Origin of the sequence: Mycobacterium xenopi (assembly GCF_009936235.1) — a bacterium.
Taxonomy (GTDB): domain Bacteria; phylum Actinomycetota; class Actinomycetes; order Mycobacteriales; family Mycobacteriaceae; genus Mycobacterium; species Mycobacterium xenopi.
The window spans coordinates 4,144,526-4,158,519 of record NZ_AP022314.1 but is presented as its reverse complement, the minus strand read 5'-3'; the positions used below and the strand labels follow the sequence as shown (position 1 = coordinate 4,158,519).

At 65.2% G+C, this 13,994-nt stretch carries 20 protein-coding genes, 3 pseudogenes and 1 riboswitch; of the genes and pseudogenes, 18 read left to right on the top strand and 5 right to left on the bottom strand.

Annotated features, from left to right (window positions below; translation table 11 throughout):
* Positions 1–34: 34 nt before the first annotated feature.
* Positions 35–655 carry a hypothetical protein gene (locus MYXE_RS19860; RefSeq protein ID WP_003919591.1) on the bottom strand — a complete coding sequence of 207 codons (621 nt, stop codon included), beginning with the start codon at positions 653–655 and terminating at the stop codon, positions 35–37.
* The gene (locus MYXE_RS19855) at positions 648–1,163 is read right to left on the bottom strand and encodes a hypothetical protein (RefSeq protein WP_003919590.1); all 516 of its coding nucleotides are present in this window, start codon (positions 1,161–1,163) and stop codon (positions 648–650) included. The genes MYXE_RS19860 and MYXE_RS19855 overlap by 8 nt, the downstream gene beginning before the upstream one ends.
* A 103-nt stretch (positions 1,164–1,266) precedes the next feature.
* Between MYXE_RS19855 and MYXE_RS19850 the strand changes: the two genes are divergently transcribed.
* A complete protein-coding gene (locus MYXE_RS19850; protein WP_003919589.1) occupies positions 1,267–2,205 on the top strand; it encodes a class I SAM-dependent methyltransferase in 939 nt (312 codons plus the stop codon).
* A gap of 49 nt (positions 2,206–2,254) precedes the next feature.
* Here MYXE_RS19850 and tpx read toward each other — a convergent pair whose 3' ends face one another.
* Positions 2,255–2,749 carry a thiol peroxidase gene (tpx, locus tag MYXE_RS19845; protein ID WP_085195258.1) on the bottom strand — a complete coding sequence of 165 codons (495 nt, stop codon included), beginning with the start codon at positions 2,747–2,749 and terminating at the stop codon, positions 2,255–2,257.
* A gap of 59 nt (positions 2,750–2,808) precedes the next feature.
* Here tpx and MYXE_RS19840 point away from each other — a divergent pair, with 59 nt between their 5' ends.
* Complete coding sequence (locus MYXE_RS19840; RefSeq protein ID WP_081485262.1) at positions 2,809–3,180, top strand: NYN domain-containing protein; 372 nt, start codon at positions 2,809–2,811, stop codon at positions 3,178–3,180.
* Here the strand turns inward: MYXE_RS19840 and MYXE_RS19835 are convergent.
* Positions 3,177–3,941 (bottom strand): hypothetical protein, encoded by a 765-nt coding sequence (locus tag MYXE_RS19835; protein ID WP_085195260.1) that lies wholly within the window; start codon positions 3,939–3,941, stop codon positions 3,177–3,179. The two genes, MYXE_RS19840 and MYXE_RS19835, sit on opposite strands and share 4 nt — an antisense overlap.
* Positions 3,942–4,112: 171 nt before the next feature.
* On the opposite strand from MYXE_RS19835, the gene MYXE_RS24060 reads away from it, so the two are divergent.
* Both MYXE_RS24060 and MYXE_RS19820 read left to right on the top strand, forming a co-directional pair.
* Entirely contained in the window at positions 4,113–4,835 is a 723-nt protein-coding gene (locus tag MYXE_RS24060) for a nucleotidyltransferase domain-containing protein (protein ID WP_197904876.1), read from the top strand.
* Positions 4,750–5,079: a type II toxin-antitoxin system PemK/MazF family toxin gene (locus MYXE_RS19820; RefSeq protein WP_003919584.1), complete on the top strand. Its 330-nt coding sequence runs from the start codon at positions 4,750–4,752 to the stop codon at positions 5,077–5,079. Before MYXE_RS24060 ends, MYXE_RS19820 begins: the two co-directional genes overlap by 86 nt.
* Positions 5,080–5,129: 50 nt before the next feature.
* Here MYXE_RS19820 and MYXE_RS19815 read toward each other — a convergent pair.
* Positions 5,130–5,347: pseudogene (locus tag MYXE_RS19815) on the bottom strand (hypothetical protein); the annotation flags it as partial.
* Positions 5,348–5,405: 58 nt separating this feature from the next.
* Here MYXE_RS19815 and MYXE_RS19810 point away from each other — a divergent pair.
* The 14 genes and pseudogenes from MYXE_RS19810 (at position 5,406) to MYXE_RS19750 (ending at position 13,817) form a co-directional block, all read left to right on the top strand.
* On the top strand, positions 5,406–6,281 hold the full coding sequence (locus tag MYXE_RS19810) for a hypothetical protein (protein WP_085195262.1): 876 nt from the start codon (positions 5,406–5,408) through the stop codon (positions 6,279–6,281).
* A gap of 67 nt (positions 6,282–6,348) precedes the next feature.
* Positions 6,349–8,655, top strand: a pseudogene (locus MYXE_RS19805) (GH92 family glycosyl hydrolase); the annotation flags it as partial.
* A gap of 244 nt (positions 8,656–8,899) precedes the next feature.
* Entirely contained in the window at positions 8,900–9,205 is a 306-nt protein-coding gene (locus tag MYXE_RS19800; RefSeq protein WP_085195266.1) for a nucleotidyltransferase family protein, read from the top strand.
* Positions 9,206–9,251: 46 nt separating this feature from the next.
* Positions 9,252–9,530, top strand: coding sequence for a HepT-like ribonuclease domain-containing protein (locus tag MYXE_RS19795; protein WP_202799498.1), 279 nt, complete (start codon positions 9,252–9,254; stop codon positions 9,528–9,530).
* A 229-nt stretch (positions 9,531–9,759) separates the two neighbouring features.
* Complete coding sequence (locus tag MYXE_RS19790; protein WP_085195305.1) at positions 9,760–10,005, top strand: ribbon-helix-helix protein, CopG family; 246 nt, start codon at positions 9,760–9,762, stop codon at positions 10,003–10,005.
* Complete coding sequence (locus MYXE_RS19785) at positions 9,992–10,273, top strand: type II toxin-antitoxin system PemK/MazF family toxin (protein ID WP_085195270.1); 282 nt, start codon at positions 9,992–9,994, stop codon at positions 10,271–10,273. Before MYXE_RS19790 ends, MYXE_RS19785 begins: the two co-directional genes overlap by 14 nt.
* 164 nt (positions 10,274–10,437) lie before the next feature.
* Positions 10,438–10,659: an antitoxin MazE family protein gene (locus MYXE_RS19780; RefSeq protein ID WP_085195272.1), complete on the top strand. Its 222-nt coding sequence runs from the start codon at positions 10,438–10,440 to the stop codon at positions 10,657–10,659.
* Complete coding sequence (locus MYXE_RS19775) at positions 10,656–10,982, top strand: type II toxin-antitoxin system PemK/MazF family toxin (RefSeq protein ID WP_003919576.1); 327 nt, start codon at positions 10,656–10,658, stop codon at positions 10,980–10,982. The genes MYXE_RS19780 and MYXE_RS19775 overlap by 4 nt, the downstream gene beginning before the upstream one ends.
* Before the next feature lie 716 nt (positions 10,983–11,698).
* Positions 11,699–11,968, top strand: a complete 270-nt coding sequence (locus MYXE_RS19770; protein WP_085195275.1) for a hypothetical protein — start codon at positions 11,699–11,701, stop codon at positions 11,966–11,968.
* Between the two features lie 249 nt (positions 11,969–12,217).
* The gene (locus MYXE_RS19765; protein WP_085195307.1) at positions 12,218–12,601 is read left to right on the top strand and encodes a nuclear transport factor 2 family protein; all 384 of its coding nucleotides are present in this window, start codon (positions 12,218–12,220) and stop codon (positions 12,599–12,601) included.
* Between the two features lie 309 nt (positions 12,602–12,910).
* A pseudogene (locus MYXE_RS25380) lies at positions 12,911–12,967 on the top strand (hypothetical protein); the annotation flags it as partial.
* 21 nt (positions 12,968–12,988) lie between these two features.
* Positions 12,989–13,207: a hypothetical protein gene (locus tag MYXE_RS19760; protein ID WP_232061658.1), complete on the top strand. Its 219-nt coding sequence runs from the start codon at positions 12,989–12,991 to the stop codon at positions 13,205–13,207.
* Entirely contained in the window at positions 13,204–13,638 is a 435-nt protein-coding gene (locus MYXE_RS19755) for a type II toxin-antitoxin system VapC family toxin (protein ID WP_083088679.1), read from the top strand. The genes MYXE_RS19760 and MYXE_RS19755 overlap by 4 nt, the downstream gene beginning before the upstream one ends.
* Before the next feature lie 29 nt (positions 13,639–13,667).
* Positions 13,668–13,817, top strand: coding sequence for a hypothetical protein (locus MYXE_RS19750; RefSeq protein ID WP_169714198.1), 150 nt, complete (start codon positions 13,668–13,670; stop codon positions 13,815–13,817).
* 41 nt (positions 13,818–13,858) lie between these two features.
* Positions 13,859–13,970, top strand: a riboswitch (SAM riboswitch).
* Positions 13,971–13,994 lie beyond the last annotated feature (24 nt).

Genomic DNA, 13,994 nt, shown 5'->3' with positions numbered 1-13,994 from the left:
TTACCATCCTGACCATCCTGCCGTGCGTGAGCGGCTACGCGCCGCCCACGTCCCAGCTGACCGTAAAGCCGTGCCGCAACACAAGTTCGATGAGCACGTCGGCCCGCTCGGCAAGCGGCCACGACTCCGGGCTGAACGCATCGAGGGCAAAGAACGCGAAGTTGGCCGACGTCTCGGGGGTGGTGCGCGGCCGGTAGACGATGGCGTCCAGGTCACTCCACCACCGCTTGACCGCGTCGGCGAGCCGATGGCAGGTGTCCCACACCTCGGGATGCTGGCCGGTGCTGATCTGGTCGTCGACACTGAGCGCATCGAGGTTGGCCTCGGTGCGCAGGTCAAGCACCCGCAGGTGGCGGACGGCGACAAGCCGCACCACGTGGTGGGCAGCGTGGTCGGCGGGAATCACCAGTCCGGTGGGCCGGTATCGTTCCCGGAATGCGCCGACGAGGCTGGCTGCGGCGTATCGCGTTCGAAATGACCCGGATTCGGGATCGAACCGGAACAGCGCCTCCGGAAACCCCTGCCACGTCCACTCCGCGGGCGCGGTGGCGTCGACGCGCCACAGTTCGGTGCCCGCGGACACGCGCCGACGGCGCAGGCCGACCGGCCGATCCGCCGGTAAGGGCGCCTGATAGCCGGCGGGAAGCTCAGGCACCGACGGCAGTCAGCATCCGCCACGCGGTCTCGGCGGTCTTCGGCCGGAGCAGCGCCTCGGCGATCGACGAGCCGCCCAGTTCGTCGTGATTCAGGCGCATGATGCGATCGGCTGCCAATGGATCAGAGGTGAAGCGCGCCAACAACTCCAGAATCCGCGGCAGGTCAGGCCGCAGCCGGTCGCCGTCGAATTGCCAAGCCGGAAACCAGGTTTGGTTACCCACCGCGGACCCCAGCAGCTTGCCGCGGCTGCGCAGGCGGTGTACCGCCTGCGGCGACTTCAGGCCCAGCCGCGCTTGCACGTGCGGTGTGGGCAGCGAACCGCCGACGAACTCGTGCACCAGGGCGGCGCGGCGCTTGTCGTTCAACCGGGCGGCGGCGATGCGCTCGAGCGTGCCCTGCGGGGCGGTCGGCGCCTCCAGCAGGGCATCGAGCACCTCGGCGAATCCGGAATCCTTCTCTGCGCGCTCGGCGACCTGCTGGACGAGCGGGGCAACGGCGGTGGGCATGCGTCCATGCTACCCCGCACGGTCTTCGATTGAAACAATCGAAACAGCATGCCAGATAGTCGGCGTACTGTGGCGTGAGCCGACGAGTAGATAAGGAGCGACGGTGGCACGAACCGACAACGACACCTGGGACATCACCGAGAGCGTGGGCGCGACGGCGCTGGGCGTGGCTGCGGCACGCGCGGCGGAAAGCGAGAGCGACAACCCGCTGGTCCGCGACCCGTTCGCGCGGGTGTTCCTCGACGCTGCCGGGGAGGGCATGTGGAGCTGGTTCGCCGCACCGCAGCTGCCCGAGGAGATCGTCGAGGCCGAGCCCGATCTTCCGCTGCGGATGCGGTCGATGGTCAACTACATGGCCTCGCGGACCGTGTTTTTCGACGAGTTCTTTGTCGACGCCACCAAGGCCGGTGTGCGCCAAGCGGTGATCCTGGCGGCCGGGCTGGATTCGCGGGCGTGGCGGCTGCCGTGGCCGGACGGGACGACGGTCTACGAGCTCGACCAGCCCAAGGTGCTGGAGTTCAAGTCGTCGACGCTGCAGCAACGCGGTGATGAGCCGACGGCCAACCTGGTCACTGTCCCGGTCGATCTGCGCCACGACTGGCCGGCAGCGTTGCAGCAGGCAGGTTTTGACGCTTCGGCGCCCAGCGTGTGGTCGGCAGAGGGGCTGCTGCCGTTTCTGCCGGCCGCCGCCCAGGATCTGCTCTTCGAGCGGGTTCACGCCCTGAGCGTGCCGGGCAGCCGCATCGCCGTCGAGGCGCCCGGCCCCGGCTTCACCGACCCGAAGTTGCGTGAACGGCAGCGAGCCCAGATGCAGCGCTACCGTGCCCTGGCAGCGAAACTCGACCTGCAGCAAGACATCCCGGATGTCCAGGAGCTGTGGTACTTCGAGGAGCGCGAGGACGTCGGTGACTGGTTGCGCCGCCACGGCTGGGACGTGTCGGTGGTGCCGGCCGAGGAGCTGATGGCCCGCTACGGCCGCCCGCCCGCGGACATCGAAGACTCGGCGCCGCGCAGTTTGTTCGTGTCGGCGCGACGGCTATAGGGTCCCGCGGCCGCGGCAGGCATGGCCGCGGGTCGGGCAAGCCTTCGAGCTAGCCCAGCGCGGCCAGCGCCGCGTCGTAGTTGGGCTCGGTGGCGATTTCGGGCACCAGTTCCTCGTACGCGACGTTGCCGTCGGCGCCGATCACGACGACGGCGCGTGCCAGCAGTCCGGCCATCGGACCGTCGGTGATGGTGACGCCATAGTCCTCGCCGAAGCTGCTGCGAAACGCCGATGCCGTGACGACATTCTCGATGCCCTCGGCGCCGCAGAAGCGCTGCTGGGCGAACGGCAGGTCTTTGGACACGCACAACACGGACAGGCCCTTGCCGGCGGCGCGTTCGTTGAAGGTGCGCACGCTGGCCGCACAGACCGGGGTGTCGATGGACGGAAAAATGTTGAGCAGCAAGGGCTTGCCACGGAACTTGTCGCTGCTGACCTCACCGAGGTCGGTGCCCGTCAAGGTGAAGCTGGGGGCAGGAGAGCCCACCGCCGGGAGTTCGCCAACCGTATGGACCGGATTTCCACGCAACGTTATCTGTGCCATGGGCCATAGTCTGCCAACAGGCCCGGGGCAGCCGGGAGGAGGGGCCGTACCGTGAGTGTGTGCGCTGGATCGTCGACGGCATGAACGTGATCGGCTCCCGCCCGGACGGCTGGTGGGAGGATCGTCGGCGCGCGATGGTGGCGCTGGTAGACAGCCTGGACCGCTGGGCGTCGACCACGGGGGAGCAGGTGACGGTGGTATTCGAGCGGCCCCCGTCGGCGGCCATCCGCGCGGCGACGATCGAGGTGGCGTATGCGCCCGTGGCGGCCGCCAACTCAGCCGACGACGAGATCGTCCGGCTGGTCGGCGCCGATACGCAGCCGCACGACATCTGCGTCGTCACCTCGGACCGGACGTTGACCGATCGAGTCCGCAGCATGGGCGCGTCGGTGCACCCGGCGCACCGCTTCCGCAACCTCGTCGATCCCTAGCGCCGCCGCTCGCGCACCTTGTAGGTCGAGGGCCACGACTTGCGGGACTCGTCTCCGGTCAGCGGCTCTCCCTTGGCTCCGACCTTGACGTCGTAGGCCTCGTGGCCGGGACCGGCTTCGCGGTTGGCGTGTTCCTGGGCGAGGTAGTACAGCTCGTCGATGGTGGCTTCGCTGTAGGCGACAAACGAGGTCTTCCGGACGGCGTCGGCCGCACCGGCGGTCATGCGGGCGAGCAGCATGGGCGAGGCGAGCGCCGCCAAGCCGAAGAGCGCAAAGGGGATGGCCCAGTAGCCGGCGAACGACAGGAGCGTCTTGCGTTCGAGGATGGAGGCGTCGGCATCCAGGACGGGCGGGATCAACGACGACACCGTCATCGCGGCGAACACGGCGACCCACAGCCAGGTCAGCAGCGTGGCGATCCGGTCAGACAATTCGCTGTCGGTCAGCCCGGCGGGCAGGTGGGCGGTCACTGATTCCCGCATGAACGGCTTGCCGATCACCATGCTGGTAAGCGCCACCAGGAAGATCCCGGCGTTGCCCAGCGGCAGGATCCACCGCTCCAAGAACATTAGGCTGAGCGTGAACGTAAGCACCGCCAGCACCAGAAAAGCTGCGGCGGAGGCGATTTGGAGTAGGCCGCGAGCGATCGCCAGTGCGGCGAGGGCGATCGCTAGTGCCACGAGCACCGCCACGATGAAAGGGATGTTGCCGACAAGCACCCAATAGACGATCCACGGCGCAAACCCGACCAGAATGCCCACGATCGGTCAGTGTAGGTAGTCGCGGTCTGGCCACCGTCGTGCCCCGCCGCCGCGAACGGGGCTTTCGACCAGATCAACGCGCATGACGCCATGCGCATCGGCCGTGACGCCAAGCCTGTCGAGGACGTCGCTTCCCCGCATCGCCCGAACGGTGATGAGACAATTCCAGACATGAGCGACGTCGCGACGCGAATTGCGGAGGCCGTCGAGGCGCTGCGGTGTCACGGCGCCGCGTTCGCCTACCTGCACGGCAGCCGAGCGAACAACACGGCGCGGCCAACCTCCGACGTCGACATCGCCGCATACTTCGGTGGACAGCGGCCACCGGCGGCCTTCGAGGTTTTGCTGCCCGCAGGCGTCGACCTGCTCGTCCTCGACAACGCTCCACTGGAACTCGCGGGCAAAGTTGCGCTGCACGGCACGCTGCTATTCGAAAAAGACCCGCCCACCCGGGTGGCTTGGGAAGCGACGACGCGCAAGATCTACTTCGACGAACTCCGCGAATCACTCGCGCCCACAAGGAGTTTGCCGAAGCGGTGCGCCGTGGTCGATGAGGCTCGAGTCCTTCGGCTGCTGCGCGGTATTACCGACGACGTGGCCATTTTGCGTCGCGAATCCGCGGCGGGGCAGGCCCGCAGGGCCGACCAGATATGGCTGCGCGGCGTCAAGTACACGTTCGTCACGCCGATCGAGGCTTGCATTGACGTTGCACAACACATCTGTTCGGCGGAAGGTTGGGGTACTCCGCGCCTGAGGAGCCCGACGAGTGGGGCGATTTGGCATCGTGGCGACGGGCGGCCGGCCGTTCGTGAACGCGTGGCCGGCTCGTGGCGAGGTGTGGTGGTGCGAACTGGCCGAGATCGGTTGTCGCCCAGTGGTTGTCCTGTCCCGTGACGCGGCGATCCCGCGTTTTCGACGCGCCCTCGTCGCGCCATGCACGACAACGATTCGTGGACTCGCCAGCGAAGCTGTTCTGGAACCTGGATCCGACCCAATCCCGCGCCGTTCGGCGGTCAATCTTGACTCGGTCGAAAGCGTGTCAGTAGCGGTCTTGGTCAGCCGCCTTGGGCGACTTTCCGACACCCGAATGCGCGAAATCTGCGAAGCCCTCGAAATCGCGGTCGACTGCACGGGCTGAGCCCAGACGGCCGCAATCGCTGTCTCGTTCACCGTCGACCTGTTCAACGAGGCGCGGGCCTCTGCCGAATCAGGTCGTTGACCCTGCTCCGCGCACCACGCGGCAAACGCCTCGGCAAGCTCGACCAGCTTTTGTTGCAGCGCACGGCAATACAGCGCATGCGGAGCGGCCAGTCGGGGTCGGTCACCAGATCGCTTGCGGCGAACTCCGGCCACAGCTGCAGCGCATGCTCGTAGTCGCCAGCTGGGAGCCATGCCAACGCCGTCGCGCCCAGCGATCCAGAAGTTCACTGCGCAACCGGGTGAGCTGTCTCGTATCGTCGGGGTGTGCTGATCGGCTTGCTGGTCGCTGTTGCCTGCTCGGTGTGCTACGTCACGGCGACGGTGTTGCAAGCCGTGGCAACGCGATCGGTGCCGGCCGGCAACGGCTCGGGTGTCGACGCTGCGCTACTGTTGCGCGCCGGGCGGCAGTGGCGTTATGTCGCGGGCTTCGGCCTTGACACACTCGGTTTTCTGTGCCAGGTGGTGGCGCTGCGCTTGGTGCCGATCTATGTCGTCGCGGCCGCGCTGGCCGCCTCGTTGGCGGTCACGGCGATCGTGGCATCACGGGCGTTGTCGGCGCGCCTGTCGTCAGTCGAGTGGGCGGCGGTGGGCGTCGTCTGTGTGGGCCTGGCCATGCTCGGGCTGGCTGCCGGCCCGGAGGGCTCCGGGCACGGCCCGGCTGGACTGGAGTGGGCATTGCCGGGGGTGGTCGCCGCAGTGTTGGTCGCCGCCGCAGCCGGAGGCCGATTGGGCGAGCGGCCGCGCGCGTTGTTTCTGGGGCTGGGCGCCGGGACCGGGTTCGGCGTCGTCGAGATCGGCGTACGCCTGGTCGATCCGATCGATCCCACGACCGCCGCCTTCTACACCAACCCGGCCGTCTACGCGGTGGCCGCGGGCGGGGCCGCAGGGTTTCTCTTGCTGACGTCGGCCTTGCAGCGCGGTTCCGTGACCACGGCCGTCGCTGGGATGGTCATCGGTGAAACCGTCCCGCCGGCGATCGTCGGCGTGGTATGGCTCGGGGACCGCACGCGCGAAGGCCTGGGCTGGATGGTGGTCGCGGGATTCGCCGTAGCAGTCGCCGGAGCGCTGGTCCTGGCCCGATTCGGTGAGGCGCCCGAGTCCGAAGCGGCGACGATGGTGCCGCAGTCGGACGCTGCCTGACGTCCGGGGACGCACTTGCCCCCTCGAAACACCATCGCAAGAGGCGGCGATCCAGTATGAGACAGCTATGCCGTTACGAAGGCCGCTGACCGCTTTCGTAGCGGCGACGCTTGTCTTTGCGATGCTGGCCGGCGCTCCGGTCGCCGCCCACGCCGAGGAGCCGGCGTTCGTGGTGAATCCGGCCGGGCACGTCGACACGCTGATCGGCACTGGGTCGAGCGAAACGGGCGGGGAGATCAACAACTTCCCCGGAGCTTCGGTGCCGTTCGGGATGGTGCAGTACTCGCCCGACACCACCGACACCTACGCCGGCTACGACCACGACAACGACCAGTCCACCGGGTTTTCCATGACCCACGCCTCGGTGGGCTGTAACGCGTTCGGCGACATCCCGATGCTGCCCACCACCACTCCAATCGGGGAGCAGCCCTGGTGGGCTTGGGAGCGAATCGCCCACGACGACACCGAGATTGGTACGCCGGGTTACTACAGGGTGCGCTTCCCCGACACCGGAGTGACCGCCGAACTGACCGCCACGACCCGCACCGGCGTGGGCCGGTTCACCTACCCTCGCGACGGTCGGCCGGCGCTGTTTCATGTACGCACCGGCGGGTCGTTGGCGGGCAATTCGGCGGCGAGCATCCGGATCGGCGAGGACAACACCACCATCACCGGATCAGCAACCACCGGCGACTTCTGCGGCAAGAACAACAGCTACACAGTGTATTTCGCGATGAAGTTCAGCCGGCCCTTCATCTCCTACGGCACGTTCGACGGCAACTCGGTGTTCGCCGGGGCCCGCAGCGCGGATTCGCGGTGGAGCGGGGGATGGGTGGAGTTTCCGCCGGGCACGGTGCTCGAGGTGCACACCGCGTTGTCCTACGTGAGTGTGGACGGGGCGTGGGCCAACCTTGCTGCCGAGGGGGGCGGCGGTTTCGACGACGTGCGCGCTGCGGCGTGGAGCCAGTGGAATGCGGCGTTGTCGCGCGTCAGGGTGGCCGGTGCTGGTAACGACGACGTGAAGACGTTCTACACTGCGCTCTACCATTCGCTGTTGCACCCCAACACGTTTAACGACGCTGACGGTGGTTACCTTGGGTTCGACGGTTTGGTGCACACGGTGGCTCGGGGGCACACGCAGTATGCGAACTTCTCCGACTGGGACACCTACCGCTGCCTGGCGGCACTGCAGGCGCTGGTGTTTCCGGAGCGGGCCAGTGACATGGCGCAATCGCTGGTGCACGACGCTGAACAGAGTGGGTCGTTGCCGCGGTGGGCGTTGGCGAATTCGGCGACCGGGGAGATGACCGGGGACAGTGTGGTGCCGCTGGTCGTGAATCTTTACATGTTCGGGGCCAAGGACTTTGACGTCAAGAAAGCGCTGTATTACATGCTGAAGGCGGCGAGCGACGGCGGTGTGGGGCGGGACGGCTACGTGGAGCGGCCGGGAATCGCCACGTACTTGGAGCACCGCTACGCGCCGCAGACCGAGGAGTTTCGCGGCGATCATGGGATCGACGGTGCGTCGATCACGCTGGAGTGGTCGGTCGACGACTTCGCCATCTCGCGATTAGCGCACGCATTAGGCGACAAGGTGATTGCTGCCGAGTTTCAGAACAGGGCGCAGTATTGGCGCAACGTGGTCAATCCGCTGACCGGTTACGCTACGCCGCGCAGCGCCGACGGTATTTTCCTCCCGTGGCCCGGGTTCAGCGGCCCGACTTCGGACTTGGGGCAGGACGGGTTCGAGGAAGGCAACGCCGCGCAGTACACGTGGATGGTGCCGCACAACGTCGCTGGCTTGGTCACGGCATCGGGTGGTCGCGAGGCCGTTGCAGAGCGGTTGGACCGCTTCACGGCGGAGCTCAACGCGGGGCCGGACGAGCCGTATATGTGGATCGGCAACGAGCCGAGCTTCGCGGTGCCGTGGCTGTACAACTACGTCGGTCAACCGTGGAGGACGCAAGAGACGGTCGACCGAGTGCGCAGGGAACTGTTCGGGGCGACGCCTGAGGGCGAGCCGGGCAACGACGACCTCGGCGCGATGTCGAGCTGGTATGTGTGGGCAGCGCTGGGCGTGTATCCGATTACGCCGGGGACGGGGATTCTCACCGTGAATACGCCGCTGTTCGATCGTGCCGAGATTGCGCTTCCGGCTGGGAAATTCATCAGGATCTCCGCGCCCGGCGCGTCGAACGGGTTGAAGTACATCAGCGGGTTAGCGATCGACGGCCAGCCCAGCGATCAGACATATCTGCCGGAGTCGATAATCCGCACCGGCGGTGATGTGGCGTTCTCACTGTCCGCGACTCCCAACATGGTCTGGGGCACTGCGGAGTCAGCCGCGCCACCGTCGTTCGGTGCGGGCGGCTCGACGTGACTTCACCGACAACTGACTGCTGGCACAGCAGCCACACCGGCACCGTGGCGGTCGAGGGGACGTCGTCACGAATGTGGTATCGCATACGGCATCACGACCGGTCGACTGCACCGTTCGTCTCAAACAGCCGAAATCGCTAACCCGCTCATCCTCGATCTGTGCAGCATGGATGGGATGGACATGGCGATGTGGATTCGGAGTATCGCGCGCCGTGGTGTCGGTGCGGCATGATTATTGTGTGCAACTCAGGCCTGGGCTGACGATCGAGGATTCCGTGCTCGACAGCTTCGCTAAGCGCTGGGGGATCAGACGACTCGCAATATACGGGTCGGTACTGGGCGAGGACTTTGGTCCTTCCAGCGACATCGATATGCTCGTCGAGTTTCTTCCCGGCCGTACTCCAGGCCTCCTGCAAATCGCAGCGATGGAACTGGAGCTCGAAGCCGCGCTTGGCCGAGAGGTCGAACTTCGGACGTACGAAGACCTCAGCCCATTCTTCCGCGACGACGTGGTCGCGACCGCACGCCCGGTCTATGCGGCCTGACGACCAAATCCGCCTGCGGCACCTCACGGAGGCTGCGTCAAAAGCCATGGCCTATTGTGCAGGGCGACGGCGGGAAGACCTCGACAACGACGAGTTACTTCGGCTCGCGGTTACCAAACTCGTTGAAATTGTCGGCGAAGCCGCCAAGAACGTCAGCCCCGAACTCCAAGCCGCCGAACCCGGTGTGCCGTGGGCTGCCGCCGCCCGCATGCGTGATCGCCTCATCCACCACTATTTCGATATCAACATCGACATTTTGTGGCAGACGGTGACCGAAGACCTCCCCAAGCTGCTCGAGACGCTACCGCCGACCGAATTGGGATAACAGATCGAAATCGCGGCTGTTCGATTCCATCGAAATAGCTGTTCGCGCAGGGTAATTCAACAGCATCTCAGCGCGCGTCGAACGGACTTAAGTACACCACCGGCGTCGGCGTCGTCGTCGGCGTCGGCGTCGGCGCGCGGGGAGCAAGGTGAGCACACCTTCGTCCATGCCGAGTGATCCAAACTGCGGGGCAGTTACGCGTCATACAGAATAGAGTCTTGGTATGACGATGATCAGCTTTCGGGTCGACGACGCGGACGCGGCCGCAATCGACGAGTGGGCGCGGCGGCTGCACGTCGAGCGGTCTGAGCTCATTCGCGATGCGCTGCGCCACCATTTGGCTCAGCTTGCAGCCGACCAGGACGTGCGCGCGTACATCGAGCACCCCATGACGGACGAGGAAAGGGCGCTCGCCGAGGTCGCCGATTGGGGCCCCGCAGAGGACTGGGCTGACTGGGCCGATGCGGCACGGTGAATTATGGTTCGCCGCCACCCCTGGCGGTGATCGCCCCGTGCTTGTTCTCACCAGGGATCTCGTCACCGCGCTGACCCGAACCCGCAGGGGACTGGTGTCGGAACTGGAATTGACGGCGGTTCAGGACGGCGTGCCAAGCGATTGCTTCGTCAACTTCGACAACGTTCATACGCTGCCGCGTACCGCATTTCGCCGCAGGATCACACGCTTGTCCGCGGTAGGTCTCCACCAAGCGTGCCGCACCCTGCGGGCAAGCACCGGATGCTAACGCTCGCGCCTGCGCACTGGTAGGGCCATTCGCGGCGGTGATGCGGCGAGTGCGAAACGCCCCCGGACGTGGAACCGAGTATCAACCATCGTCACGTCGTGGCTCGAATCCGAACCAAGGTAGCTCCGAGTGCAGTTTGCCGCTGTTACATGTAACATTGCAGTGTGCCTGAGCGTGAAGTTCGTCAACGGGTCGCTGACTATCGGGAACGTTTGCGCCGGCAGGGTTTGCGCCCGGTACAGATCTGGGTTCCCGATGTCCGAGCGCCAGGATTCGCGGCTGAGGCTCACCGTCAGTCGGCATTGGCGGCAGCCAGCCCTTATGAGGGTGATGATCAGGCATTCGTCGACGCGATCTCGTCGTTTGATGACGGCGAGGAGGAGTGAGACGCGGAGAGCTCTGGACGGCTGCTGGCGGCAGGCATTACGCCGGCAAACCGCGCCCGGTGGTCATAGTCCAGGACGATCGGTTTGATGCGACCTCGTCGATTACCGTCTGTCCGCTGACGAGCGATCCCACCGAGATTCCGCTGCTGCGAGTCCCGCTTTCGCCGAGCGAACTCAACGGGCTGGCTGCGCCGAGCAGCATCATGCTCGACAAGGTGACCACGATGCCCCGGTCCAAGCTAGGTGAGCTCATCGGGAACGTCTCTGACGCAGAGATGCTAGAGGTCTCCAGGCGGCTCGTGGTTTTTCTAGGCCTGGCTTGAGGAGTGCGGGCGAGGCTTCGCGTCAGAATCCGGCTACTTAAAGGAACCCAAAGCCCTTCCCGCCGTTGCCAGCAAGCAGCAACGAAAACGCCCATGGTGAAGAAATCCCCGCCGTCGTCACACTGGTCGAGATGGCGGCCCAGGGCCGCAAAGCCGGGCGAGCTCCATGCCGCTGTTCAGGCCATGGTGGACGATGACGCGTTCGACACCGATGAGCGGTGCACCGTCATTGAAGACCTCGCCATACTGGCCGACCTAGCACCGTCTCACACCTAGGTTGTCGGCTACCGAAAAGCGATGGGCTTTTTGCTTTCACAGCGGCCGACCTGTTTCCCGGTCAACGAGCTGTTGTGACGATTGTAAAATCGATTCCCTATACCACGCGCTCAGATGCGGTGGCGTGAGCCATGCCTTGCCGTCAGGCATGACGGAAACGCGCGCGCAGGAGGGGTTTGTTGGTGCGCTGATGCCGAGGCAATTACCCTCTCTGTCGTGGAAGCTCAGAGAGCGGTAATGGCCCTAGCGGCCTGGTTCCGTGGGCCAGAGGTCGCGCGAGACAACTCCTTCGCGGTCTGCCCGGAGAGTCGGATCGACTGATAGATGCCTTACAGCGCCAAGAAGGCCGACGCCATGGTCGACGAACGTTCCCGGCGGTATGCGAAGCACTGGGCGTGGTTCGCTGGAGTGCTCGGGCCTTGGGAATACTTGGTTTTGGGGTGGGTATCGTGCTGATGCTGCCGCTCGCGATGGCCACCGACAACTGTCATGAGGGCAGCACCGACAAGGTATGCGAGCTCACTGCACGCGGTCAAAACATGCTCGTGATGATTCCTTGGATGTGCCTATTCGCGGGCCTCGCTGCGGGTGTTGTCGGCGCAGCTGTGGCTGCACATTTCCGCCGGACTCCACTGACCGGCATTCCGGTCGGCATAGCCATGTACTTCGCTATGATCCCGGCCGGCTATGTGATCGCTTTCCATGTGTAGATGTAGCCGATGAATCCATGCAAGACCGGTGGCACCGCGCTGGGCGGAAGTGACACACGATGTCGGCAACGCACGCTGGCGCAGCGAGGGTTGGTGCGGTGATTGTCTCGCGGTATGAAACGTGTGGCTGGGGAGAGCAGCGGTGATGCCAGTACCCTGAAGGGTCGCAAATGTATGCTTTGCTACAGGGGAGATAGGTGACCTATTGAGCGGAAATCCCTTGGCGTGCAATATCTATCGGTGGAATCGATGAGTTTGACAAAGGACGACGTGCGCAAGGTCATCGACGTTTACCTGCGCGCATGGACCACTCAGGATGCTGGTCTGATCGTGACCATCTTCACCCCTACCGCGACCTATCATGAGCGCGTCTTGCAGGAACCGATTCGCAACGAGGCCGGAATCCGTGAATACTGGCAGACCAAGGTTGTCGCGCAACAGGCCAACATCCAGGCTGAGCTCCTTAACCTCTACCTCGATGGCACCACCGCCGTCGCCGAGTGGGAAGTGCGTTTCGACGATCTCGTTGCGGGCGAACGCAAGCTGATGCGCGAGGTCGCGATCTTGGAGTTCGAGGGAGATCGGATCGCCAGCCTCCGCGAGTACTGGGCGTCCAAGCAACTGACTTCGTGACTTATCAACCGGTGTTCGATAGTGCTCTCTGAGTGCGCAGGAGCTTGCACCTGTTTCCGGCAGGGCTTCAATGATGTACGTCCTCACCAAAGTTCTTTGGGCACCGCGGTTGGATCTGGGGGCGGCGCTGGTGGAACGGCATCTGGGCGCCTTCCCGATCCTTCGCCTCGGCGTGACCGCTGACCTCTGTGCCGCCCCTGTCCCGACGGCGCCGGAGATCACTGGACCGCCTCATCAAGCCGGCCGAGCGCCAGCTTGACCAATTCGGATGGCGCTATCATAGCCTATAATGTGATAGCATCAGTACCCATGAAGCAGCTGCTACTGCGAATACCTGAAGAGCTGCACCGGCGGCTGGCCGCTCGTGCCGCGCGTGAAATGTGTAGCGTGAACGCGCTGGCGACCGAGATCCTCGACGCCGCGGCCGACGCCGACAGCGGCGACCGGCGAAGCCAATTACGCGCCGCCGCCGCAGCAGCAGGCACGTTGCGCACCGTCGACGCTCGCCCCGTGAGCGCAACCAGGCGGCAGCGCATTACCGAGACGACGCGCGGCCTTGGCCCGCAAATTGATCGGTTGCTTGCGCAAGAGCGCGAGCGGTTGTGATCGCCTACCTGGACTCCTCGGTTCTGGCTCGCGCTTACCTTGTCGATGAGGATGGACACCAGCAGGCAATCGCGCTGCTCGGCGACCCAGAGATCGCCACCGTCACCGGGACCTGGACAAGGATCGAAGTTTCGGGCGCATTGGTCCGCGCCGCGCGCGGCGGCCGCGGCGATGAGAAGGGGCTGCTCGCGCTGCTGGACGCGGACCTCACCGGCCCGGTGATCGTCCTCGCCGCGCCACAAGACCAGGTTGAGCAGCACGCTCTTGAACTTGTTCGCCGACATGGGCTGCGAGCGATGGATGCGTGGCACTTGGCCGTCGCCGCAATCGTTGTTCCACCGCTGCTGGATCGCGGCGAGCCCAAGGCGTTCGCATCGCGCGATCAGGCCCAACGAAAGGTCGCCGAAGAGCTCGGGTTCATCGCGATCTGATGTTCTCGACACCTGATCCGATTCTCGGGATGCCAGCTGCACCTGAGCAACTCATGCACCCGCGTGGCGAGTTCGGCGAGCGGGAGCCGAGTTGGAAGTATTTGGTTGACGAGGCACAACTGTCGACTACAGGGCTGAAGTACCTATCCGGAACGGTGGCGTCGGTGCTGTCGGGCTGAGCAACCGAAGTTGTCAGTGCCCCGCGTTACCTTTGTGCCAGCTTCATGAGACGCCGTCGCCAAGCTCCGACTGGACGGCGCGCCAACCCCACGCTCGTGGGTGGCTCGGATGACGAAGCGACCGGCTCCGACCGGCGCCGGTAAGAGCGCCTCCAAGTGGAGGCTTCGGACATTGGA

Coding starts and splice junctions, on each gene's coding strand:
- MYXE_RS19855 (WP_003919590.1), bottom strand. CDS start 1,163: ATGCCCACCGCCGTTGCCCCGCTCGTCCAGCAGGTCGCCGAGCGCGCA.
- tpx (WP_085195258.1), bottom strand. CDS start 2,749: ATGGCACAGATAACGTTGCGTGGAAATCCGGTCCATACGGTTGGCGAA.
- MYXE_RS24060 (WP_197904876.1), top strand. CDS start 4,113: ATGAGCGACGTCGCGACGCGAATTGCGGAGGCCGTCGAGGCGCTGCGG.
- MYXE_RS19795 (WP_202799498.1), top strand. CDS start 9,252: ATGGCCTATTGTGCAGGGCGACGGCGGGAAGACCTCGACAACGACGAG.
- MYXE_RS19790 (WP_085195305.1), top strand. CDS start 9,760: ATGATCAGCTTTCGGGTCGACGACGCGGACGCGGCCGCAATCGACGAG.
- MYXE_RS19785 (WP_085195270.1), top strand. CDS start 9,992: ATGCGGCACGGTGAATTATGGTTCGCCGCCACCCCTGGCGGTGATCGC.
- MYXE_RS19765 (WP_085195307.1), top strand. CDS start 12,218: ATGAGTTTGACAAAGGACGACGTGCGCAAGGTCATCGACGTTTACCTG.
- MYXE_RS19750 (WP_169714198.1), top strand. CDS start 13,668: ATGCCAGCTGCACCTGAGCAACTCATGCACCCGCGTGGCGAGTTCGGC.